This window comes from Pseudomonas sp. VE 267-6A (assembly GCF_024126555.1).
Lineage (GTDB): Bacteria > Pseudomonadota > Gammaproteobacteria > Pseudomonadales > Pseudomonadaceae > Aquipseudomonas > Aquipseudomonas palmensis.
In genome coordinates, this window is sequence record NZ_JAMYBY010000024.1 from 29486 (window position 1) to 50813 (window position 21328).

Annotated in this window: 20 protein-coding genes; 18 read left to right on the top strand and 2 right to left on the bottom strand. The window is 61.7% G+C overall.

Annotated features, from left to right (window positions below):
• Positions 1-113 precede the first annotated feature (113 nt).
• The 12 genes from sdhC (at position 114) to NJH59_RS23140 (ending at position 14429) form a co-directional block, all read left to right on the top strand.
• Positions 114-500, top strand: a complete 387-nt coding sequence (gene sdhC, locus NJH59_RS23085) for a succinate dehydrogenase, cytochrome b556 subunit (RefSeq protein ID WP_088515660.1) — start codon at positions 114-116, stop codon at positions 498-500.
• Positions 494-862, top strand: coding sequence for a succinate dehydrogenase, hydrophobic membrane anchor protein (gene sdhD / locus NJH59_RS23090; protein WP_043863140.1), 369 nt, complete (start codon positions 494-496; stop codon positions 860-862). Before sdhC ends, sdhD begins: the two co-directional genes overlap by 7 nt.
• A gap of 3 nt (positions 863-865) precedes the next feature.
• Positions 866-2638 (top strand): succinate dehydrogenase flavoprotein subunit, encoded by a 1773-nt coding sequence (gene sdhA, locus NJH59_RS23095; protein WP_043863139.1) that lies wholly within the window; start codon positions 866-868, stop codon positions 2636-2638.
• Between the two features lie 11 nt (positions 2639-2649).
• Positions 2650-3354 carry a succinate dehydrogenase iron-sulfur subunit gene (locus NJH59_RS23100; RefSeq protein WP_043863138.1) on the top strand — a complete coding sequence of 235 codons (705 nt, stop codon included), beginning with the start codon at positions 2650-2652 and terminating at the stop codon, positions 3352-3354.
• 244 nt (positions 3355-3598) lie between these two features.
• On the top strand, positions 3599-6430 hold the full coding sequence (locus tag NJH59_RS23105) for a 2-oxoglutarate dehydrogenase E1 component (protein ID WP_043863137.1): 2832 nt from the start codon (positions 3599-3601) through the stop codon (positions 6428-6430).
• Between the two features lie 42 nt (positions 6431-6472).
• Positions 6473-7690, top strand: coding sequence for a 2-oxoglutarate dehydrogenase complex dihydrolipoyllysine-residue succinyltransferase (gene odhB, locus NJH59_RS23110; RefSeq protein ID WP_054915668.1), 1218 nt, complete (start codon positions 6473-6475; stop codon positions 7688-7690).
• A gap of 94 nt (positions 7691-7784) precedes the next feature.
• Positions 7785-9221 carry a dihydrolipoyl dehydrogenase gene (gene lpdA / locus NJH59_RS23115; RefSeq protein ID WP_043863135.1) on the top strand — a complete coding sequence of 479 codons (1437 nt, stop codon included), beginning with the start codon at positions 7785-7787 and terminating at the stop codon, positions 9219-9221.
• A 175-nt stretch (positions 9222-9396) separates the two neighbouring features.
• On the top strand, positions 9397-10563 hold the full coding sequence (gene sucC / locus NJH59_RS23120) for an ADP-forming succinate--CoA ligase subunit beta (protein WP_043863134.1): 1167 nt from the start codon (positions 9397-9399) through the stop codon (positions 10561-10563).
• Positions 10563-11447: a succinate--CoA ligase subunit alpha gene (sucD, locus tag NJH59_RS23125; RefSeq protein WP_038613108.1), complete on the top strand. Its 885-nt coding sequence runs from the start codon at positions 10563-10565 to the stop codon at positions 11445-11447. Before sucC ends, sucD begins: the two co-directional genes overlap by 1 nt.
• A gap of 351 nt (positions 11448-11798) precedes the next feature.
• The gene (gene brnQ / locus NJH59_RS23130; RefSeq protein ID WP_043863133.1) at positions 11799-13112 is read left to right on the top strand and encodes a branched-chain amino acid transport system II carrier protein; all 1314 of its coding nucleotides are present in this window, start codon (positions 11799-11801) and stop codon (positions 13110-13112) included.
• 178 nt (positions 13113-13290) lie between these two features.
• Entirely contained in the window at positions 13291-14031 is a 741-nt protein-coding gene (locus tag NJH59_RS23135) for a DUF599 family protein (RefSeq protein WP_054915669.1), read from the top strand.
• The gene (locus NJH59_RS23140) at positions 14028-14429 is read left to right on the top strand and encodes an MAPEG family protein (protein WP_054915670.1); all 402 of its coding nucleotides are present in this window, start codon (positions 14028-14030) and stop codon (positions 14427-14429) included. Before NJH59_RS23135 ends, NJH59_RS23140 begins: the two co-directional genes overlap by 4 nt.
• Positions 14430-14478: 49 nt before the next feature.
• Here the strand turns inward: NJH59_RS23140 and NJH59_RS23145 are convergent, their stop codons facing one another.
• The gene (locus NJH59_RS23145) at positions 14479-14760 is read right to left on the bottom strand and encodes a hypothetical protein (RefSeq protein WP_043863130.1); all 282 of its coding nucleotides are present in this window, start codon (positions 14758-14760) and stop codon (positions 14479-14481) included.
• A 177-nt stretch (positions 14761-14937) separates the two neighbouring features.
• On the opposite strand from NJH59_RS23145, the gene NJH59_RS23150 reads away from it, so the two are divergent.
• The 4 genes from NJH59_RS23150 to NJH59_RS23165 all read left to right on the top strand — a co-directional run bounded on the left by NJH59_RS23150 (position 14938) and on the right by NJH59_RS23165 (position 18650).
• Positions 14938-15396 carry a PaaI family thioesterase gene (locus NJH59_RS23150; RefSeq protein ID WP_078480455.1) on the top strand — a complete coding sequence of 153 codons (459 nt, stop codon included), beginning with the start codon at positions 14938-14940 and terminating at the stop codon, positions 15394-15396.
• Positions 15393-15854: a PaaI family thioesterase gene (locus NJH59_RS23155; RefSeq protein WP_043863128.1), complete on the top strand. Its 462-nt coding sequence runs from the start codon at positions 15393-15395 to the stop codon at positions 15852-15854. The genes NJH59_RS23150 and NJH59_RS23155 overlap by 4 nt, the downstream gene beginning before the upstream one ends.
• 109 nt (positions 15855-15963) lie before the next feature.
• Positions 15964-17868: a molecular chaperone HtpG gene (htpG, locus tag NJH59_RS23160; protein WP_253087363.1), complete on the top strand. Its 1905-nt coding sequence runs from the start codon at positions 15964-15966 to the stop codon at positions 17866-17868.
• A 56-nt stretch (positions 17869-17924) separates the two neighbouring features.
• Positions 17925-18650 (top strand): dienelactone hydrolase family protein, encoded by a 726-nt coding sequence (locus NJH59_RS23165; RefSeq protein WP_253087364.1) that lies wholly within the window; start codon positions 17925-17927, stop codon positions 18648-18650.
• A gap of 60 nt (positions 18651-18710) precedes the next feature.
• On the opposite strand, the gene NJH59_RS23170 is transcribed toward NJH59_RS23165, so the two are convergent.
• Positions 18711-19571 carry a pirin family protein gene (locus NJH59_RS23170; RefSeq protein WP_054915674.1) on the bottom strand — a complete coding sequence of 287 codons (861 nt, stop codon included), beginning with the start codon at positions 19569-19571 and terminating at the stop codon, positions 18711-18713.
• Positions 19572-19684: 113 nt separating this feature from the next.
• On the opposite strand from NJH59_RS23170, the gene NJH59_RS23175 reads away from it, so the two are divergent.
• Both NJH59_RS23175 and NJH59_RS23180 read left to right on the top strand, forming a co-directional pair.
• On the top strand, positions 19685-20689 hold the full coding sequence (locus NJH59_RS23175) for an amidohydrolase family protein (RefSeq protein WP_253087365.1): 1005 nt from the start codon (positions 19685-19687) through the stop codon (positions 20687-20689).
• A 60-nt stretch (positions 20690-20749) separates the two neighbouring features.
• Positions 20750-21214, top strand: a complete 465-nt coding sequence (locus NJH59_RS23180) for a DUF3859 domain-containing protein (RefSeq protein ID WP_253087366.1) — start codon at positions 20750-20752, stop codon at positions 21212-21214.
• Positions 21215-21328 lie beyond the last annotated feature (114 nt).

A 21328-nucleotide genomic window follows, 5' to 3' on the forward strand; every position in this document is an offset into this window, starting at 1 on the left:
GACCGCCAGGGGCTTTAAAGCCCGCTTTTCTGGGGTCGTCACTCCCTGGGTGGTGGGTACCTGACCAGTACACTTACCAACAACTTTGCCCTGCTTGCTAGGGGCTCTTCAGTGTGAAAAAAGCCGTGAAAAGCCAACGACCTGTAAACCTAGACCTAAGGACCATCAAACTCCCCATTACCGGCGTTACGTCATTTCTTCACCGTGTTTCCGGCATCATCCTCTTTCTGGGCCTGGGCATCATGCTGTACGCATTGAGCCAATCCCTGAGTTCCGAGGAAGGTTTTGCCGAGGTGAAGGCATGCCTGACCAGTCCGCTGGCCAAATTCGTGGCGTGGGGCCTTCTGTCCGCCTTGCTGTATCACCTGGTTGCCGGTGTGCGCCATCTGATTATGGACATGGGCATCGGTGAGACGCTGGAAGGCGGCAAACTGGGCTCGAAAATCGTTATCGCCATTTCCGTGGTGGTGATCGTTCTGGCGGGAGTTTGGATATGGTAACTAATGTCACGAACCTGTCGCGTTCGGGCCTCTATGACTGGATGGCGCAGCGCGTTTCTGCGGTCGTTCTCGCGGCTTACTTCATTTTTCTGATCGGCTACCTGGTGGCGCACCCTGGCATCGACTATGCCCAGTGGCACGCCCTGTTCTCCCATAACGCGATGCGGATCTTCAGTCTGCTGGCCCTCGTTGCCCTGGGCGCTCACGCCTGGGTCGGCATGTGGACCATTGCCACCGACTACCTGACGCCGATGGCGCTGGGCAAGTCGGCGACTGCAGTTCGTTTCCTGTTCCAGGCGGTATGTGGTGTCGCGATGTTCGCGTACTTCGTCTGGGGTGTGCAGATTCTCTGGGGTATCTGATTCATGGCTAACATTCCAACGATTTCCTTCGACGCCATCATCATTGGTGGTGGCGGTGCCGGCATGCGCGCTGCGCTGCAGCTGGCTCAAGGCGGCCACAAGACCGCCGTGATCACCAAGGTGTTCCCGACCCGTTCGCACACCGTATCGGCCCAGGGTGGCATCACCTGCGCCATCGCTTCGGCCGACCCGAACGATGACTGGCGCTGGCACATGTACGATACCGTCAAGGGTTCCGACTACATCGGTGACCAGGACGCTATCGAATACATGTGTCAGGAAGGCCCGGCTGCGGTGTTCGAGCTGGACCACATGGGTCTGCCGTTCTCGCGTACCGAAACCGGCCGTATCTACCAGCGTCCGTTCGGTGGCCAGTCCAAGGACTACGGTAAAGGTGGCCAGGCCGCCCGTACCTGCGCCGCTTCCGACCGTACCGGTCACGCGCTGCTGCACACCCTCTATCAGGGCAACCTGAAAGCCGGCACCACCTTCCTCAACGAGTGGTACGCGGTTGACCTGGTCAAGAACCAGGACGGCGCCTTCGTCGGCGTGATCGCGATCTGCATCGAAACCGGCGAGACCGTCTACATTCGCGCCAAGGCCACCGTACTGGCCACCGGCGGTGCAGGGCGTATCTACGCCTCCACCACCAACGCCCTGATCAATACCGGCGACGGTATCGGCATGGCCCTGCGTGCCGGCGTGCCGGTGCAGGACATCGAGATGTGGCAGTTCCACCCGACCGGCATCGCCGGCGCAGGTGTACTGGTTACCGAAGGCTGCCGTGGTGAAGGTGGTTACCTGATCAACAAGCACGGCGAGCGTTTCATGGAGCGCTACGCGCCAAACGCCAAGGACCTCGCCGGTCGCGACGTTGTGGCCCGCTCCATGGTCAAAGAGATCATCGCCGGCAACGGCTGTGGCCCGAACGGCGACCACGTGATGCTCAAGCTCGACCACCTGGGCGAGGAAGTGCTGCACAGCCGCCTGCCAGGCATCTGCGAGCTGTCCAAGACCTTCGCGCACGTCGACCCGGTCGTTGCACCCGTACCCGTCGTTCCAACCTGCCACTACATGATGGGCGGCGTTGCCACCAACATTCATGGCCAGGCGATCTCGCAGAACGCCGACGGCGAAGACACCATCATCGAAGGGCTGTTCGCGGTCGGTGAAGTGGCTTGCGTATCGGTTCACGGCGCCAACCGCCTGGGCGGCAACTCGCTGCTCGACCTGGTGGTGTTCGGCCGTGCGGCCGGCCTGCACCTGGAAAAGGCCCTGAGCGACGGTATCGAATACCGCGACGCCAGCGACACCGACGTGGAAGTCGCGCTGAACCGTCTGAACAAGCTCAACGAGCGTACCGACGGCGAAGACGTGGCAACCCTGCGTCGCGAGCTGCAAAGCTGCATGCAGAACTACTTCGGCGTATTCCGCACCGGCGAATACATGCAGAAGGGTATCGAACAGCTGGCTGGCCTGCGCGAGCGTATCGCCAACGTCAAGATCAACGACAAGTCCCAGGCCTTCAACACCGCGCGTATCGAAGCGCTGGAGCTGCAGAACCTGCTGGAAGTCGCTGAAGCCACTGCAATCGCTGCTGAAGTGCGCAAAGAGTCCCGCGGTGCCCACGCCCGTGAAGACTTCGAAGACCGTGACGACGAAAACTGGCTGTGCCACACCCTGTACTTCCCGGGTGAAAAGCGGGTTGCCAAGCGTGCAGTCAACTTCTCGCCGAAAACCGTTCCGACGTTCGAGCCTAAAGTCCGGACTTACTAAGGGTGGCCACTATGTTGAAAGTCGAAGTTTATCGCTACAACCCCGACACCGACTCGGCACCTAAGACCCAGGTGTTCGAAGTCGATACCGGCGGCAAGGACCTGATGGTTCTGGATGTGCTGGCACTGATCAAGGAACAGGACGAAGGCTTCTCCTATCGTCGTTCGTGCCGCGAAGGCGTGTGCGGTTCCGATGGCATGAACATCAACGGCAAGAACGGCCTGGCCTGCATCACCCCGCTGTCGGCGGTGGTGAAGAAGAACAAGCTGGTCGTGCGTCCGCTGCCCGGCCTGCCGGTCATCCGTGACCTGGTCGTTGATATGAGCATCTTCTACAAGCAGTACGAGAAGGTGAAGCCGTTCCTGCAGAACGATACCCCGGCGCCGGCGATCGAACGCCTGCAGTCCCCGGAAGAACGCGAGAAGCTGGACGGTCTGTACGAGTGCATCCTGTGCGCTTGCTGCTCGACTTCCTGCCCGTCGTTCTGGTGGAACCCGGACAAGTTCCTGGGCCCGGCCGCTCTGCTTCAAGCTTATCGCTTCCTGGCCGATAGCCGTGACACCAAGACCCAGGAGCGCCTGGCGTCCCTGGATGACCCGTTCAGCGTATTCCGCTGCCGCGGGATCATGAACTGCGTAAACGTTTGCCCCAAAGGTCTGAACCCGACCAAGGCAATCGGCCACGTACGTAACATGCTGCTGCAAAGCGGCACCTGATTCAAAAGTGTTGTACCCGTAGCACACCGAAGTGCGGGCCCTTGCCCGCACCGAGGTGCAACTTGAGCAAAGGCCAAAAGCCCGAGCTTTTACCTATGAAGATATGAGACCAGCAGGGGCGTCCGGGCTGGTACCCGGTAAATCTGCGGAACTCTCGGTGGCTTGGTTCAGTCGCTGCATACGGACTCAACTCAGCTTGCTGTGGTTCTTGCCGATCGAGGCCCCTAACCGAGGGTGACCAAGCATGCAAGAAAGCGTGATGCAGCGCATGTGGAACAGCGCCCACCTTTCAGGTGGTAACGCTGCCTATGTGGAAGAGCTCTACGAGCTCTACCTGCACGACCCTAACGCTGTGCCAGAAGAGTGGCGCACTTACTTTCAGAAGTTGCCCGCCGAAGGCAGCACTGCCACCGATGTATCGCACTCGACGATCCGCGACCATTTCGTACTGCTGGCAAAGAACCAGCGCCGCGCCCAACCGGTTTCCGCCGGTAGCGTGAGCAGTGAACACGAGAAGAAGCAGGTTGAAGTGCTGCGACTGATCCAGGCCTACCGTATGCGCGGCCACCAAGCCGCGAAGCTCGACCCCCTGGGGTTGTGGCAGCGCCCTGCGCCAGTAGACCTGTCGATCAATCATTACGGCTTGACCAATGCCGATCTTGATACGACCTTCCGTGCCGGCGACCTGTTCATCGGCAAAGAGGAAGCGAGCCTACGCGAAATCTTCGAGGCGTTGCAGCAGACATATTGCCGCACCATCGGCGCCGAGTTCACCCACATCGTCGACTCCGAGCAGCGCAGCTGGTTCCAGCAGCGTCTGGAGAGCGTGCGTGGGCGTCCTGAATTTTCCGCAGACATCCAGAGCCACCTGCTCGAGCGCGTTACCGCGGCAGAAGGCCTGGAGAAATACCTGGGTACCAAATACCCGGGCACCAAACGTTTCGGCCTGGAAGGCGGCGAAAGCCTGATTCCGATGCTGGACGAGCTGATCCAGCGCTCCGGTTCCTATGGCACCAAGGAAGTCGTGATCGGCATGGCCCACCGTGGTCGCCTGAACGTACTGGTCAACACCTTCGGCAAGAACCCGCGCGAGCTGTTCGACGAGTTCGAAGGCAAGAAGAAGGTCGAGCTGGGTTCCGGTGACGTGAAGTATCACCAGGGCTTCTCGTCCAACGTGATGACCGCCGGCGGTGAAGTTCACCTGGCCATGGCGTTCAACCCTTCGCACCTGGAAATCGTCTCGCCAGTGGTGGAAGGTTCGGTGCGTGCCCGTCAGGACCGCCGCAACGACAGCGTTGGCGACAAGGTACTGCCGATCTCGATCCACGGCGACGCGGCCTTCGCTGGCCAGGGCGTGGTCATGGAAACCTTCCAGATGTCGCAGACCCGCGGTTTCAAGACCGGCGGCACCGTGCACATCGTGATCAACAACCAGGTTGGTTTCACCATCAGCAACCCGCTGGACTCGCGTTCCACCGAGTACTGCACCGACGTCGCCAAGATGATCCAGGCGCCGATCCTGCACGTCAACGGCGACGATCCGGAAGCGGTGCTGTTCGTGACCCAGCTGGCGGTCGACTACCGCATGCAGTTCAAGCGTGACGTGGTCATCGACCTGGTCTGCTACCGTCGTCGCGGCCACAACGAGGCCGACGAGCCGAACGGCACCCAGCCGCTGATGTACCAGCAGATCAGCAAGCAGCGCACCACCCGTGAGCTGTACGCCGATGCGCTGACCCAGGCCGGTCGTCTGGATGCCGAGCGCGTCCAGGCCAAGGTCGACGAGTACCGCAATGCGCTGGACAACGGCCTGCATGTTGTGAAAAGCCTGGTCAAGGAGCCGAACAAGGAGCTGTTCGTCGACTGGCGTCCATACCTGGGCCACGCCTGGACCGCGCGTCACGACACCCGCTTCGACCTCAAGACCCTGCAGGAGCTCTCGGCCAAGTTGCTGGAGCTGCCGGAAGGCTTCGTGGTTCAGCGCCAGGTCTCGAAGATCTACGAAGATCGCCAGAAGATGCAGGCCGGTGGCTTGCCGATCAACTGGGGTTACGCCGAAACCATGGCGTACGCCACCCTGGCCTTCGAAGGTCACCCGATCCGCATGACGGGTCAGGATATCGGTCGCGGCACCTTCTCTCACCGCCATGCGGTGTTGCACAACCAGAAGGACGCCAGCACCTATATCCCGCTGCAGAACCTGTTCCCGGGCCAGCCACGTTTCGACCTGTACGATTCGTTCCTGTCCGAAGAGGCGGTACTGGCGTTCGAATACGGCTACTCGACCACCCAGCCCAATGCGCTGGTGATCTGGGAAGCCCAGTTCGGCGACTTCGCCAACGGTGCCCAGGTGGTTGTCGACCAGTTCATCACCAGCGGCGAGCACAAGTGGGGCCGTCTGTGCGGTCTGACCATGCTGCTGCCACACGGTTATGAAGGGCAGGGGCCTGAGCACTCCTCGGCGCGTCTGGAGCGTTACCTGCAACTGTGTGCCGAGCACAACGTTCAGGTCTGCGTACCTACCACGCCGGCTCAGATCTACCACCTGCTGCGTCGTCAGGTCATCCGTCCGCTGCGCAAGCCGCTGATCGTGCTGACACCCAAGTCGCTGCTGCGCCACAAGCTGGCCATCTCGACCCTGGAAGAACTGGCCGAAGGCTCGTTCCAGACCGTCATTCCGGAAATCGACAGCCTCGATCCGGCCAAGGTGACGCGCCTGGTGCTGTGCAGCGGCAAGGTCTACTACGATCTGCTGGAAAAACGCCGTGCCGAAGGCCGTGAAGACATCGCTATCGTGCGTATCGAGCAACTGTATCCGTTCCCTGAAGACGATCTGGTTGAAATCCTTGCGCCTTACACCGGTCTGAAGGACGTGGTGTGGTGTCAGGAAGAGCCGATGAACCAGGGCGCGTGGTACAGCAGCCAGCACCACATGCGTCGCATCCTGAGCCGTCACAACAAGGACCTGGTCCTTGAGTACGCCGGTCGTGACGCCTCGGCAGCACCTGCCTGTGGTTACGCTTCGATGCACGCCGAACAGCAGGAAAAACTGCTGCAAGCTGCCTTCACCGTTTAATGCCATCGCGCACCAGAAACCGAATTTAAGGAACCACTGATAATGGCTATCGAGATCAAAGCCCCTACTTTCCCGGAATCGGTTGCCGATGGCACCGTTGCCACCTGGCACAAGAAACCGGGCGAAGCCGTCAAGCGTGACGAGCTGATCGTCGACATCGAGACCGACAAGGTCGTCCTGGAAGTGCTGGCCACCGCCGATGGCGTGCTGGGCGACATCGTCAAGGGCGAAGGCGAGACCGTGCTGTCCGACGAAGTGCTGGGTTCGATCAATGAAGGCGCTGCACCAGCTGCTGCTCCGGCCGCCGCTGCCGCCGCACCTGCCCAGGCTGCCGCTCCGGCCGACGCTGGCGAAGACGACCCGATTGCTGCGCCTGCCGCACGCAAGCTGGCCGAAGAAAACGCCATCGACCTGGCCAGCGTCGCTGGCACCGGTAAAGGCGGTCGCATCACCAAGGAAGACGTCGTCGCTGCCGTCGCCAACAAGAAGGCCGCTCCGGCTGCCGCTGCTGCCAAGCCGGCCGCTGCTGCCGCTGCCCCGGTTGTCGCCACTGGCGACCGTACCGAGAAGCGTGTGCCGATGACCCGCGTGCGTGCCACCGTGGCCAAGCGTCTGGTCGAAGCACAGTCGAACATGGCGATGCTGACCACCTTCAACGAAGTCGACATGACCGAAGTCATGGCACTGCGTTCGAAGTACAAGGACCTGTTCGAGAAGTCCCACAACGGCGTGCGCCTGGGCTTCATGTCGTTCTTCGTCAAGGCTGCCACCGAAGCGCTGAAACGCTTCCCGGCTGTCAACGCCTCGATCGACGGCAGCGACATCGTCTACCACGGCTACGCCGACATCGGTGTTGCCGTGTCCAGCGACCGCGGCCTGGTGGTACCGGTACTGCGTAACGCCGAGCAGATGAGCCTGGCCGAAATCGAAGGCGGCATCGCCACCTTCGGCAAGAAGGCCCGTGACGGCAAACTGTCGATCGACGAGATGACCGGCGGTACCTTCACCATCACCAACGGTGGTACCTTCGGTTCGATGATGTCGACCCCGATCGTCAACCCGCCGCAGGCTGCAATCCTGGGCATGCACAACATCATCCAGCGTCCGATGGCCGTCAACGGCCAGGTCGTGATCCGTCCGATGATGTACCTGGCACTGTCCTACGATCACCGCCTGATCGATGGCAAAGAAGCCGTGACGTTCCTGGTGACCATCAAGAACCTGCTGGAAGACCCGGCTCGTCTGCTGCTGGACATCTGATAAACAGCTGCAGGCTGCAAGCGACAAGCTTCGAGCAGAAGCGTGTTCGCCTTGCCGCCTGCAGCTTGCCGCTTGACGCTAAAAGGAATCTTTTATGACCCAGAAATTCGACGTGGTAGTGATTGGTGCAGGTCCTGGCGGCTATGTAGCCGCGATCAAGGCTGCCCAGCTCGGCCTGAGCACTGCCTGTATCGAGAAGTACGTTGACGGCGAAGGCAAACTGGCCCTCGGCGGTACCTGCCTGAACGTGGGTTGCATTCCGTCCAAGGCGCTGCTGGACAGCTCCTGGAAGTACAAGGAAGCCAAAGAGAGCTTCAACGTGCACGGCATCTCCACTGGCGAAGTGAAGATGGACGTGGCTGCGATGGTTGGCCGCAAGGCTGGCATCGTCAAGAACCTGACCGGCGGCGTTGCCACCCTGTTCAAGGCCAACGGCGTCACTTCGATCCAGGGCCACGGCAAACTGCTGGCCGGCAAGAAAGTCGAAGTCACCAAGCCTGACGGTAGCACCGAAATCATCGAAGCCGAGAACGTGATCCTGGCCTCCGGTTCGCGTCCGATCGACATTCCGCCGGCTCCGGTCGACCAGAAAGTCATCGTCGACTCCACCGGCGCCCTGGAATTCCAGACCGTGCCAAAACGCCTGGGCGTGATCGGCGCCGGCGTCATCGGCCTGGAGCTGGGTTCGGTATGGTCGCGCCTGGGTGCCCAGGTGACCGTGCTCGAAGCCCTGGACACCTTCCTGATGGCAGCCGACACCGCTGTTGCCAAGGAAGGCCTGAAGACCCTGACCAAGCAAGGTCTGGACATCAAGCTGGGCGCTCGCGTGACCGGCTCGAAGGTCAACGGCGACGAAGTCGAAGTGACCTACACCGACGCCAACGGCGAGCAGAAGATCACCTTCGACAGGCTGATCGTTGCAGTCGGCCGTCGCCCTGTGACCACCGACCTGCTGGCTGCCGACAGCGGCGTGACCATCGACGAGCGCGGTTTCGTGTTCGTTGACGACTACTGCGCTACCAGCGTACCGGGCGTCTACGCCATCGGTGACGTGGTACGTGGCATGATGCTGGCGCACAAGGCCTCGGAAGAGGGCATCATGGTCGTCGAGCGCATCAAGGGCCACAAGGCCCAGATGAACTACGACCTGATCCCATCGGTTATCTACACCCACCCGGAAATGGCCTGGGTCGGTAAAACCGAGCAAGCCTTGAAGGCTGAAGGCGTTGAGGTTAACGTGGGCACCTTCCCGTTCGCGGCCAGCGGCCGTGCGATGGCGGCCAACGACACCGGTGGTTTCGTCAAGGTCATCGCCGATGCCAAGACCGACCGCGTTCTGGGTGTACACGTCATTGGCCCAAGCGCTGCCGAACTGGTGCAGCAGGGTGCAATCGCAATGGAATTCGGCTCCAGCGCCGAAGACCTGGGCATGATGGTCTTCTCCCATCCGACCTTGTCTGAAGCGCTGCACGAAGCCGCTCTGGCCGTGAATGGCGGTGCCATCCACGTAGCCAACCGCAAGAAGCGTTAAACAATAAGAAACCACGGCGGACGGCCCGTCGTGAGTCTTGCGTGCATGGCTCACCGCGGAAAGTCCGCCGGACTCGAACTCCCGGAGCATACCGGGGGCAAGCGGTCACAGGTGGCGCGGCACTCCACAGGAGCGCAGCGCCGAAGCGCAGTACCTAACGAAGACGGTAAAAAGCATGAATCTTCACGAGTATCAGGGTAAGCAGCTGTTCGCTGAATACGGCCTGCCAGTTTCCAAGGGTTTCGCAGTCGACACCCCTGAAGCTGCAGCAGAAGCCTGCGACAAGATCGGTGGCACCGAGTGGGTTGTAAAAGCCCAGGTTCACGCCGGTGGTCGCGGTAAAGCGGGCGGCGTAAAGCTGGTTCGCAGCAAAGAAGACGCCAAGGCGTTCGCTGCCCAGTGGTTGGGCAAGCGTCTGGTTACCTACCAGACCGATGCCAATGGTCAGCCAGTCACCAAGATCCTGGTTGAATCGTGCACTGATATCGCTAAAGAGCTGTACCTGGGCGCTGTCGTTGACCGTTCGAGCCGTCGTATCGTGTTCATGGCCTCCACCGAAGGTGGCGTGGACATCGAGAAAGTCGCTCACGACACTCCGGAAAAAATCATCAAGGCCACTATCGATCCACTGGTTGGCGCTCAGCCATTCCAGGGTCGCGAGCTGGCATTCCAGCTGGGTCTGGAAGGCAAGCAGGTTGCTCAGTTCGCCAAGATCTTCGTCGGTCTGGCCAAGCTGTTCAAAGAGCACGACCTGGCACTGCTGGAAGTGAACCCGCTGGTGATCAAGGCCGACGGCGATCTGCACTGCCTCGATGCCAAGATCAACATCGACGCCAACGCCATGTACCGTCAGCCCAAGCTGAAAACCTTCCACGACCCGTCGCAGGACGATCCTCGTGAAGCCCACGCTGCCAGCTTCGAGCTGAACTACGTGGCCCTGGAAGGCAACATCGGCTGCATGGTAAACGGTGCCGGCCTGGCCATGGGTACCATGGACATCGTCAACCTGCACGGCGGCAAGCCAGCCAACTTCCTCGACGTAGGTGGTGGCGCTACCAAAGAGCGCGTGACCGAAGCGTTCAAGATCATCCTGTCCGACAGCAATGTCGCGGCCGTACTGGTCAACATCTTCGGCGGCATCGTTCGTTGCGACATGATTGCCGAAGGCATCATCGGTGCAGTGAAAGAAGTTGGCGTTAAAGTGCCGGTTGTTGTTCGTCTGGAAGGCAACAACGCTGAACTGGGCGCCAAAGTACTGGCAGAAAGCGGTTTGAACATCATTGCGGCAACCAGCCTGACCGACGCTGCTCAACAAGTTGTCAAAGCTGCGGAGGGCAAGTAATGAGCGTCCTGATCAATAAAGACACCAAAGTCATCTGCCAGGGCTTCACCGGCTCGCAGGGTACCTTCCACTCCGAGCAAGCCATCGCCTACGGCACCAAGATGGTTGGCGGCGTGACCCCAGGCAAAGGCGGCACCACTCACCTGGGCCTGCCGGTGTTCAACACCGTGAAAGAAGCAGTAGCTGCTACCGGCGCCGACGCGTCGGTCATCTACGTACCGGCTCCTTTCTGCAAGGACTCGATCCTGGAAGCAGCGTTCGGCGGCATCAAGCTGATCGTGTGCATCACCGAAGGCATTCCTACCCTGGACATGCTCGATGCCAAGGTCAAGTGCGACGAGCTGGGTGTTACCCTGATCGGCCCTAACTGCCCAGGCGTCATCACCCCGGGCGAGTGCAAGATCGGCATCATGCCAGGTCACATCCACTTGCCAGGCAAGGTCGGTATCGTGTCGCGTTCCGGCACCCTGACCTATGAAGCCGTGAAGCAGACCACTGACGCCGGTTTCGGTCAGTCCACCTGCGTCGGTATCGGTGGCGACCCGATCCCGGGTTCGAACTTCATCGACATCCTGAAGCTGTTCCAGGAAGACCCGAAGACCGAGGCGATCGTGATGATCGGCGAGATCGGCGGTTCGGCTGAAGAAGAAGCGGCTGCCTACATCAAGGCAAACGTCACCAAACCAGTGGTTTCCTACATCGCCGGTGTGACTGCCCCAGCGGGCAAGCGCATGGGCCATGCTGGCGCCATCATTTCGGGCGGCAAGGGTACTGCAGACGAGAAGTTCGCAGCCCTGCAGGACGCCGGTGTAAAAACCGTGCGTTCGCTGGCCGACATCGGCAAGGCCCTGGCCGAGCTGACCGGTTGGGAAGTGAAGAAGTAAGCTGCGGCTGACCTTCCACGCTTCGGCAAAGGCCACCCTCGGGTGGCCTTTGTGCTTTCTGGTGTACAACGCTGCCCCCTGTAGGGGCCGGACTTGCCGGCGAAGCAGACAGCGCGTTCTTGCATAAAAGTCGGTCATCCACGCGACATGCATATTCGCTCATCGGACAAGCACCCCTCTGGCAGTGCGTTTTGCGGCCAGATTCGTTAACCTGTGCCCTCATTTTGTGCCAGCACCCCAAAAGGGAGCTACACGCTAAACGGGTCTGCTCCATCCGGGCAGGCAGCATTTCCCTCACCCAAGGGGAAGTCCCTCTCTAAATCCCGATTTCAGAAGTGTGGTATTTCCTTAATGAAAGTCTTGAAAGGCCAGGACATCCTGGCGCTTGGTTTTATGACGTTCGCGTTATTCGTGGGCGCAGGCAACATCATTTTCCCGCCTATCGTCGGCCTGCAATCGGGCCCCTACGTCTGGTTGGCCGCCCTGGGCTTTCTGGTCACTGCCGTGGGCCTGCCCGTGATCACCGTGGTGGCACTGGCCAAGGTCGGTGGCGGCATGGACGCGCTGAGCAGCCCGATCGGCAAGGTGGCCGGTGGCCTGCTGGCGGCTGCCGCGTACCTGGCCGTAGGCCCGCTGTTCGCCACCCCGCGTACCGCGACCGTGTCCTTCGAGGTAGGTGTTGCACCGCTGACCGGCGAGAGCCCGACCGCGTTGTTCATCTATAGCCTGGTGTACTTTGCCGTGGTGCTGGCCGTGTCCATGTACCCGGGCAAGCTGCTCGATACCGTCGGGCGCTTCCTGGCCCCGCTGAAGATCATCGCGCTGGCCGCGCTGGGCATCGCCGCGTTCATGCTGCCGGCCGGCACCATGGGGGTGGCGCAACCTGAATATGTCGCCGCGCCGTTCTCCCAGGGCTTCATCAATGGCTACCTGACCATGGATACCCTGGGCGCGCTGGTGTTCGGTATCGTCATCGTCAACGCGATCCGCTCGCGTGGCGTCGACTCGCCGCAACTGATCACCCGCTATGCCATCATCGCCGGCCTGATTGCCGGTGTCGGCCTGGCGCTGGTGTACATCAGCCTGTTCCGCCTGGGTGCGGGCAGCCACGAGATCGCCGCCGGTGCGAGCAATGGTGCGGCGGTGCTGCATGCCTATGTACAGCACACTTTCGGTTCGCTGGGCAGTGGCTTCCTGGCTGTACTGATCGCGCTGGCCTGCCTGGTCACCGCCGTGGGCCTGACCTGCGCCTGCGCCGAGTACTTCAGCCAGGTACTGCCGTTGTCGTACCGTATGCTGGTGGTGCTGCTGGCCGGCTTCTCGCTGGTGGTGTCGAACCTGGGCCTGACCAAGCTGATCGCGTTCTCGATCCCGGTGCTCACGGCAATCTACCCGCCCTGCATCGTGCTGGTGGCGCTGAGTTTCTGCGGCAACCTGTGGAACTCCCAGACCCGCATCATGGCCCCGGTCATGGCGGTGTCGCTGCTGTTCGGCGTGATCGACGCGCTCAAGGGCGCCAACCTCGCTGGCTGGCTGCCGGAGTCGCTGGCGCACCTGCCGCTGAGCGAGCAGGGCCTGGCCTGGCTGGTGCCTTCGGTGGCGATGCTGGCTGTTGCCGTGGTGCTTGACCGCATGCTCGGCAAGCCGCGCGAAGCGGTCGCCTGAGTGCCGGCCGCGGCAGGCGCGGGCCACAAGCCATGATCGCCTGCCGGGCCAGCCTCTGAAGAGCCCCGCATCCATTCGGATGCGGGGCTTTTTCGTCTCGGGGCCACGTGTCTTTTTGCCGCTGGCAGCGTCGAAAGGCGGACAATGCACCATCCTGTGCCATTTCTTCGGGAGCGCCATGAGCTTCATCCAGAACAACCTGATCAACCTGTTTGCCGCCTGCTGGTTCGTTGCCTGCTGGGGCGGCTACACCCGCTACGCCAGCTGGAAGGCCCGTGATACCGCCTGCCTGGCCAGCGTCATGCACCTGTACCGCGAGGACTGGATGCGCCGCATGCTGCTGCGCGACAACCGCATCGCCGACGCCAGCGTGATCGGCAACCTGGAGCGCAACGCATCGTTCTTCGCCTCCAGCACCCTGATCATCCTGGCCGGTATCCTCACCGTGCTGGGCGCCTCGGACCGTGCCTGGTCGCTGCTGGCCGACCTGCCGCTGGTACAGCAGACATCCCAGGGCATGTCCGAAATCAAACTGTTATGCCTGGCGATGGTGTTCGTGTACGCCTTCTTCACCTTCAGCTGGTGCATGCGCCAGTACAACTTCGCCGCCGTGCTGGTGGGCTCGGCACCGATGATCGGCGAGCGTCAGGTCAGCGAGCAGGAGCGCAAGGCCTTCGCTCTGCGCGGGGCGCGGGTGATCTCGCTGGCGGCCAACCAGTTCAACTTCGGGCTGCGCTCGTACTATTTCGGCATGGCCTTGCTCAGCTGGTTCATCAGCCCCTGGCTGCTGGTGCTGATGAGCACCGGGGTAGTACTGGTGCTGTACCGCCGCGAGTTTCATTCCGACGTGCTCGACGTGATGGTCTATACCCCTACAGAGGCGCCATTGCCTGAGCCGAACAAGGAACCGGTCGCATGAGTATTCCGTTCTGGTGTGTGTTGATCAGCGCACTGCTGATCTATGTGGCGCGGGTGCCGGTGGCGCGTGCGATGAAGCAACAGGGCAGCTACGACAACCACCTGCCGCGCAGCCAGCAGGCGCAACTGACCGGCATGGGCGCCCGGGCGGTGGCGGCGCACCAGAACAGTTTCGAAGCATTCATGTTGTTCGCCGTAGGTGTATTGATGGCGCACACCACCCAGACCCAGGGTTTTCTGATCGATACCCTGGCGATCATCTTCGTGATCGCGCGGATCATCTACCTGCCGCTGTATTGGTATGACTTTGCGTGGCAGCGCAGCCTGGTCTGGTCGATCGGGCTGATCTGTTCATTGTTGCTGATGCTCAGCCCGACCTTTCGCCAACTTCTGGCCTGACATGAAAAAACCCGACCTGAGTCGGGTTTTTTCATTAAAGCGCAGTTGCTTACTTGGCAGGTTCTGCCGGGGCGGCTTCTGGTGCTGGCGTCACAGGAGCGGCCTGGTTGTTTTCTTCTGCACGCTTTTGTTCGGCTTCAGCACTGTCTTTGGCGGCTTCGGCGTTTTCTTTGGCGGCGTCGTTCATCTTATCCTGAGCGTCGTCCATTTTCTTCTGGGCTTGCTCGGCATGTTCTTGAGCGTCCTGGGCTTTGTTTTCGCTGGCTTTATCGCAAGCAGCGAGGCCCAGGGCGGCGGCCAGCATAACGGCAAAGGCAATGGGTTTACGCATGGGGTGTTTCTCCTTGTGGAATAGAGTTGCTTGAATTATCTGAGTTCAAGTAAGCGACATAAGTTCCGCGTCGTTTGCACATATATAAGTGCCGGATCCATATAGACTTTCCCTCAGGCTTATGCAGCACCTGAGTTATTGCACAAGGAGCTGACCGTGAATGAACCGTCACCGTTGATGGCCCAGGCCGAACGTTTTCTTTCGGCGCTGCGCCATTGCCAGTTGTTGAAGATGCGCGTAGAGCGCGCCGATGCCGATGGCATCACGCTGTGCCTGCCGTACTCGCCGCAGATCGTGGGTAACCCGCAGAGCGGCGCGATCCATGGCGGTGCAATCACCACGCTGATGGACACTGCGCTGGGCATGGCCACCCTGTGCGCCCTGGCCGAGTTCGAGGTGTGCCCGACCCTGGACCTGCGCATCGACTACATGCACCCGGGGCAGGCCGACAAGGCCGTGTATGGGCAGGCGCAGTGCTACCGGGTCACCCGCGATGTGATCTTCATCCGCGGCTGCGCCTACCAGGACGACCCCGGCGAGCCGATTGCCCAGGTGGTGGGCACCTACATGCGCCTGGGCAAGGACATCAAGGGCGGCCTGGGTTTCGGCCGGCAGCTCAAGGCGGTGGCGCAATGATTCCCGCGGACGTGCATGCACAGCTGCGCCAGGCGCATGCCCAGGGCAACTACGCGCCATTGCTGCAACTGATCCCCTACGCCAGCCTGATCGGCATCCAGTGCAGCCGTGACGGCGACGACCTGCTGTTCTGCCTGCCGGCCAGTGCCGACAATATCGGCAACCCGTTGCTGCCGGCAATCCATGGCGGGGTGATCGCCGGGTTCATGGAACTGTCGGCGGCGCTGTACCTGCTGATTTTCAGCGAAAGCGCGAGCATTCCCAGGATCATCGACTTTTCCATCGATTACCTGCGCGCCGGCCTGTACCGCGATACCTATGCGCGGTGCCAGCTGTGGCGCCAGGGGCGGCGGGTGACCAACGTCGCGATCACCGCCTGGCAGGGCGACCCGGACCAGCCCATCGCCACGGCCCGTGCGCATTTCAAGATCAAAGAACTGCCCGTGCCCTTGAAATAGATATGCCAGCCCCCATCTGCTGTTCATCCCGCCACGAAAGGCCGGACGCTGCCCCGCGGGGGCCGTCGGCCCGAGTGACTACTGCCATCAGATCGGAGTGTTGAAGACCATGAGTGTGGAAACTCAAAAAGAAACCCTGGGCTTCCAGACCGAGGTGAAGCAGCTGCTGCACCTCATGATCCATTCGCTGTACTCGAACAAGGAAATCTTCCTTCGCGAATTGATTTCCAACGCCTCCGACGCCGTCGACAAACTGCGCTTCGAAGCCCTGGCCAAGCCCGAGCTGCTCGAGGGCGGCAGCGACCTGAAGATTCGCGTGAGCTTCGACAAGGCGGCCAACACCGTCACCCTGGAAGACAACGGCATCGGCATGAACCGCGATGACGTGATCACCCACCTGGGCACCATCGCCAAGTCCGGCACTGCCGACTTCATGAATAACCTCACCGGTGACCAGAAGAAAGACTCGCACCTGATCGGCCAGTTCGGTGTGGGCTTCTACTCGGCTTTCATCGTCGCCGACCAGGTCGATGTCTACAGCCGCCGCGCCGGTACTCCGGCGAGCGAGGGCGTGCACTGGTCGTCCAAGGGCGAGGGCGAGTTCGAAGTCGCCACCGTGGACAAGGCCGAGCGCGGTACGCGCATCGTGCTGCACCTGAAAAAAGGTGAAGACGAATTCGCCGATGGCTGGCGCCTGCGCAACATCATCAAGAAGTACTCCGACCATATCGCCCTGCCGATCGAACTGCCCAAGGAAGCGACTGCCGCCGAAGGCGAAGAGCAGCCGGCCGTGGAGTGGGAAACCGTCAACCGTGCCAGCGCGCTGTGGACCCGTCCGCGTACCGAGATCAAGGACGAGGAATACCAGGAGTTCTACAAGCACATCGGCCACGATTTCGAAAACCCGCTGGCCTGGAGCCACAACAAGGTCGAAGGCAAGCTGGAGTACACCTCGCTGCTGTACGTGCCGGCCCGTGCGCCGTTCGACCTGTACCAGCGTGAAGCGCCACGCGGCCTGAAGCTGTACGTGCAGCGCGTGTTCGTGATGGACCAGGCCGAATCGTTCCTGCCCTTGTACCTGCGCTTCATCAAGGGTGTGGTCGACTCCAACGACCTGTCGCTGAACGTGTCGCGCGAGATTCTGCAGAAAGACCCGATCATCGATTCGATGAAGTCGGCGCTGACCAAGCGCGTGCTGGACATGCTCGAGAAGCTGGCCAAGAACGAGCCTGAGCAGTACAAGGGCTTCTGGAAGAACTTCGGCCAGGTGCTCAAGGAAGGCCCGGCGGAAGACTTCGCCAACAAGGAGAAGATCGCCGGCCTGCTGCGCTTTGCCTCCACCCATGACGACAGCGGCGAGCAGAGCGTGTCCCTGGCCGACTACCTGGCACGTGCCAAGGAAGGTCAGGACAAGATCTATTTCCTCACCGGCGAGTCCTACGCGCAGGTACGCAACAGCCCGCACCTGGAAGTCTTCCGCAAGAAAGGCATCGAAGTGCTGCTGCTGACCGACCGCATCGACGAGTGGCTGATGAGCTACCTGAGCGAGTTCGACGGCAAGGGCTTCGTCGACGTGGCCCGTGGCGACCTGGACCTGGGCAAGCTGGACTCCGAGGAGGACAAGAAGGCTCAGGAAGAAGTGGCCAAGGACAAGGAAGGCCTGGTCGAGCGTCTGAAAGCCGCGCTGGGCGATACCGTCAGCGAAGTGCGCGTGTCGCACCGCCTGACCGATTCGCCGGCGATCCTGGCCATCGGTGAACAGGACATGGGCCTGCAGATGCGCCAGATCCTCGAAGCCAGCGGGCAGAAGGTGCCGGACTCCAAGCCGATCTTCGAATTCAACCCGGGTCACCCGCTGATCGAGAAGCTGGACAACGAGCAGAGCGAAGACCGTTTCGCCGACTTCTCGCATATCCTCTTCGATCAGGCCGCCCTGGCGGCGGGCGACAGCCTCAAGGATCCGGCGGCGTATGTGCGTCGACTGAACAAGCTGCTGGTCGAACTGTCGGCGTAAGCAGTTGCAGGAAAGCCCGCTTCGGCGGGCTTTTTTCATTGTGCAAGGAGGGGTTCATGAGCAACGTGACGATCGAGTCGCTGGTGTACAAGCTTGACGGCAAGGTGTACGAAAGCCGCCTGGTGTATACCCACGGCGCCAAGGAACAGCCGGGCCTGGTGATGGCGCCGAACTGGATGGGCATCGGCGAGGGCGCCGAGCGCATTGCCAGGGAAGTGGCGGCCCAGGGCTATGTGGTGCTGCTGGCTGACCTGTATGGGCAGACGCTGCGCCCATCCAACATGGATGAAGCGGGGGCGGCGATGATGCCGCTGAAAAATGATCGGGTCGAGCTGCGCAAACGCATGAAGGCGGCGCTGGATCAGTTGCTGGGGCAATCGAAGGCAGTGCTTGCGCCGGGCAAGCTGGCCACCTTCGGCTTCTGCTTCGGCGGTTGCTGCGCACTGGAGCTGGCCCGTGAAGACCAGCGTCTGCGCGCTGCGGTGTCGTTCCACGGTACGCTGGACACGCCGCTGCCGGCCCAGGAGGGCAAGGTGTCGGCTGCGTTGCTGGTGTTGCACGGTGCAGCCGACCCGTTCGTGCCGCGCGAGCAACTGCCTGCCTTCGAAGCCGAGATGGATGCGGCCAAGGCTGACTGGCAGCTGGTGAGCTACGGAGGTGCGGTGCATTCGTTCACCGACCCCGCAGCGAACGTGCCAGGCAAGATGAAGTACGACGCCAGGACGTCCAAGCGCGCGTTCCAGGCGATGCACAACCTGCTGCGGGAAGTGTTCCAGGCCTGATGGCCTCTTCGCTGGCAAGCCCGCTCCTGCCTCTGTAGGAGCCGGCCTTGCCGGCGAATCTCAAGGCAACTCGATTCGCCCGATCTCGCCCGGTACCACCGGCCAATCCCCGGCCGCCCAGCGTGCCCGTGCCTGCTCGATCAGCGCCGGGTCACTGGCGACGAAGTTCCAGTTCATCCGCCGCGGCCCGTCCAGTGCGTCGCCGCCAATGATCACCAGGTGGCATTCGCTGTCGGCGTACAGGCTCATCGCTTCGCCTTCGGGCAGCACCACCAGGCTGCATGGCTCCAGTGGCTGATCGTCAAGGCTCGCCTCACCGTCGAGTACATAAACTGCCCGTTCAGCGTGTTCGGCGGGAATCAGCAGCGTGCTCGCCGCCTGCATGCGCACCTCGGCATACAGGGTCGCTGACAACACCGGCACTGGCGAGGTCAGGCAAAACCCCGTGCCCGCGATCATGCGGATACTCACCCCCAGCGCATCGCTGCTCGGCAAGCTGGCCGCCGGGTGATGGCTGTAGTGCCCCGGCCCCTGTTCGTGATCCTTCGGCGAGGCCAGCCACACCTGCAGCCCGTGCAGGCGCTTGGGCTGACCCAGCAGCTCCGGCGGGGTGCGCTCGATATGCGCCACGGCGCTGCCGGCGGTCATCCAGCTCACCTCGCCGGCACTCACGCGCTGATCCGAGCCCAGGCTGTCCTTGTGCTGCAACTGGCCTTCGAACAGGTAGGTGAGGGTGGACAGGCCGATGTGCGGGTGCTGGCGAATGTCCATGCCACGCCCGGGCGGGTAGTCGGTCGCCAGCATGTGATCGAAGAACACGAACGGCCCGACGCTACGCCGCCGTGCCGAAGGCAGCGGGCGCAGGATGGGTTGGCCTTCGACGGATTCGGCGCGCGGGCGGATTACCAGGGGAGGGTTCATCAGGGGCACCAGGGCGATGGAAATAATTGGAAGCATAACCTGCCCGGTGCCCGGGCTGAACCGTTGCGCCCGGCGGCAGGTCTACCCTGGGTCAATTGCACAAGGGGATTGCGATGTGGGCCAGGACGCTGGGGTGCCTGTTGCTGTCGGTGACGCTGTCGGGCATAGCCCAGGCGCGGGAGTACCGCTACAGCGACGCGCACCTGCATTATGTCGATTTCTTTCAGGAAAGCGCCGGCATGGACGAGTTGCTCAAGGCCATGGATGCGGCGCGTATCGATCAGTCGATGATCTCGGGTGTGGCGGTGGCCAAGAAATGGCATGAAGACGAGCCCAAGCGCCCGCGCTACTACGCCGGCGATGATGCCGCAGCATATTGGTACAGCGCCACCGACATCTATGTGGCAGCGGCGCTGCAACAGTTGCCCGAGCAGCAGCGCCAGCGCTTTCACCCGTTTCTGACCGGCTTCAACCCGGTGGACAAGAACGCGGCCACCCATATCGAGCGCATGCTCGAGCTGTTTCCCGGCCTGTGGCAGGGCATCGGCGAAGTCTTCACCCGCCACGACGACCTGACGGCGTTGACCAGCGGCGACACGCCACGGGCCAACAACGAAGCGCTGGGCCTCATCTATCAGCTGGCGGCCAGGCACGACATGCCGGTGCTGATCCACTCCAACATCACCTCCAAGCGCGAACGCAACCCGCTGTACCTGGAAGAGATCGAGCAGCCCCTGCGCGAGCACCCCGATACCCGTTTCATCTGGGCCCACGCCGGCACCAGCATGGAGATTCACCGCCACCAGACCCAGCTGGACTTTCTGCTGCCGACCCTGACGCGCATGCTCGAGCGTTATTCGAACCTGTACATCGACCTGTCGTGGAGCGTGCTCCAACCCTACCTGCTGGACGACAAGGGCGTGCCACGGCCCGAATGGGTTGCGCTGGTGGAGCGCTTCCCCGAGCGTTTCATGCTCGGTTCCGATGTGGTCGGCCGCTTCGCCAGCCTGGGCGAGCAACTGCACGGGTTCGACCGGTTCCTGGATGCCTTGCCCGAGGCCGTGGCGCACAAGGTGGCCAAGGACAACTTTCTCGCGGTACTGCCCAGGTCACGCTGATGTCATCAGCCTGTCATGCAAGCCCCATAGCCTGCCGCCATCAACCTGATGGAGAGCAGTATGTCGAAGAGTCGTTTGGGCGCCCTGGCCGCGCTGATGCTGGTGAGTGCGGTGGCCGGTGCAGAGGTGCGGGTGCAGGGGCCGGTGGAGTACGGCGTGTTCCAGACCCGCCACCAGGACTTCCAGCCCGGTGAACGGGTATTGACCCAGACCAACCAGACCCTGGAGCACACCGACCGGGTGCCGGCCCGTCTTGGCAGCAAGTTCGGCCTGCGCTATCGCCTTGAAGGCAAGGTGGCCGAAGACACGCCCTTGACGCTGCTGTACCTGACCCCCGGGGTGATCACCCCCGACGGCCAGCGCCATGACAAGTTCGAGGTGGTGCAGAAGCTGGTACCGGGGGCCGCGCAGGATGTCATGGCCTATGAATTTACCGAGCACCACGAAGTGGTACCGGGCCAGTGGCACTTCATGGTGTTCCAGGGGGACCGCCTGCTGGCCGAGCAGCGCTTCATCGTGCAATGAGGCATGCGCCGCCTGCGCTCGCAATGACAAGGCGTTTTGATATCACTTTTTCGTCTTACGCAAAAATCTCAAGGGCCGATACCTTCTAATAAGCACGTCAGCTGCATGACCGAT

What these genes read in the sequence shown, in the direction of transcription:
- odhB (WP_054915668.1), top strand. Translation starts at nt 6,473, where the DNA reads ATGGCTATCGAGATCAAAGCCCCTACTTTCCCGGAATCGGTTGCCGAT.
- lpdA (WP_043863135.1), top strand. Translation starts at nt 7,785, where the DNA reads ATGACCCAGAAATTCGACGTGGTAGTGATTGGTGCAGGTCCTGGCGGC.
- NJH59_RS23100 (WP_043863138.1), top strand. Translation starts at nt 2,650, where the DNA reads ATGTTGAAAGTCGAAGTTTATCGCTACAACCCCGACACCGACTCGGCA.
- sucD (WP_038613108.1), top strand. Translation starts at nt 10,563, where the DNA reads ATGAGCGTCCTGATCAATAAAGACACCAAAGTCATCTGCCAGGGCTTC.
- sdhD (WP_043863140.1), top strand. Translation starts at nt 494, where the DNA reads ATGGTAACTAATGTCACGAACCTGTCGCGTTCGGGCCTCTATGACTGG.
- NJH59_RS23155 (WP_043863128.1), top strand. Translation starts at nt 15,393, where the DNA reads ATGATTCCCGCGGACGTGCATGCACAGCTGCGCCAGGCGCATGCCCAG.
- NJH59_RS23140 (WP_054915670.1), top strand. Translation starts at nt 14,028, where the DNA reads ATGAGTATTCCGTTCTGGTGTGTGTTGATCAGCGCACTGCTGATCTAT.
- NJH59_RS23175 (WP_253087365.1), top strand. Translation starts at nt 19,685, where the DNA reads ATGTGGGCCAGGACGCTGGGGTGCCTGTTGCTGTCGGTGACGCTGTCG.
- NJH59_RS23150 (WP_078480455.1), top strand. Translation starts at nt 14,938, where the DNA reads ATGGCCCAGGCCGAACGTTTTCTTTCGGCGCTGCGCCATTGCCAGTTG.
- NJH59_RS23165 (WP_253087364.1), top strand. Translation starts at nt 17,925, where the DNA reads ATGAGCAACGTGACGATCGAGTCGCTGGTGTACAAGCTTGACGGCAAG.
- brnQ (WP_043863133.1), top strand. Translation starts at nt 11,799, where the DNA reads ATGAAAGTCTTGAAAGGCCAGGACATCCTGGCGCTTGGTTTTATGACG.
- NJH59_RS23105 (WP_043863137.1), top strand. Translation starts at nt 3,599, where the DNA reads ATGCAAGAAAGCGTGATGCAGCGCATGTGGAACAGCGCCCACCTTTCA.
- NJH59_RS23145 (WP_043863130.1), bottom strand. Translation starts at nt 14,760, where the DNA reads ATGCGTAAACCCATTGCCTTTGCCGTTATGCTGGCCGCCGCCCTGGGC.
- sdhA (WP_043863139.1), top strand. Translation starts at nt 866, where the DNA reads ATGGCTAACATTCCAACGATTTCCTTCGACGCCATCATCATTGGTGGT.
- NJH59_RS23135 (WP_054915669.1), top strand. Translation starts at nt 13,291, where the DNA reads ATGAGCTTCATCCAGAACAACCTGATCAACCTGTTTGCCGCCTGCTGG.
- sucC (WP_043863134.1), top strand. Translation starts at nt 9,397, where the DNA reads ATGAATCTTCACGAGTATCAGGGTAAGCAGCTGTTCGCTGAATACGGC.
- NJH59_RS23170 (WP_054915674.1), bottom strand. Translation starts at nt 19,571, where the DNA reads ATGAACCCTCCCCTGGTAATCCGCCCGCGCGCCGAATCCGTCGAAGGC.
- htpG (WP_253087363.1), top strand. Translation starts at nt 15,964, where the DNA reads ATGAGTGTGGAAACTCAAAAAGAAACCCTGGGCTTCCAGACCGAGGTG.
- NJH59_RS23180 (WP_253087366.1), top strand. Translation starts at nt 20,750, where the DNA reads ATGTCGAAGAGTCGTTTGGGCGCCCTGGCCGCGCTGATGCTGGTGAGT.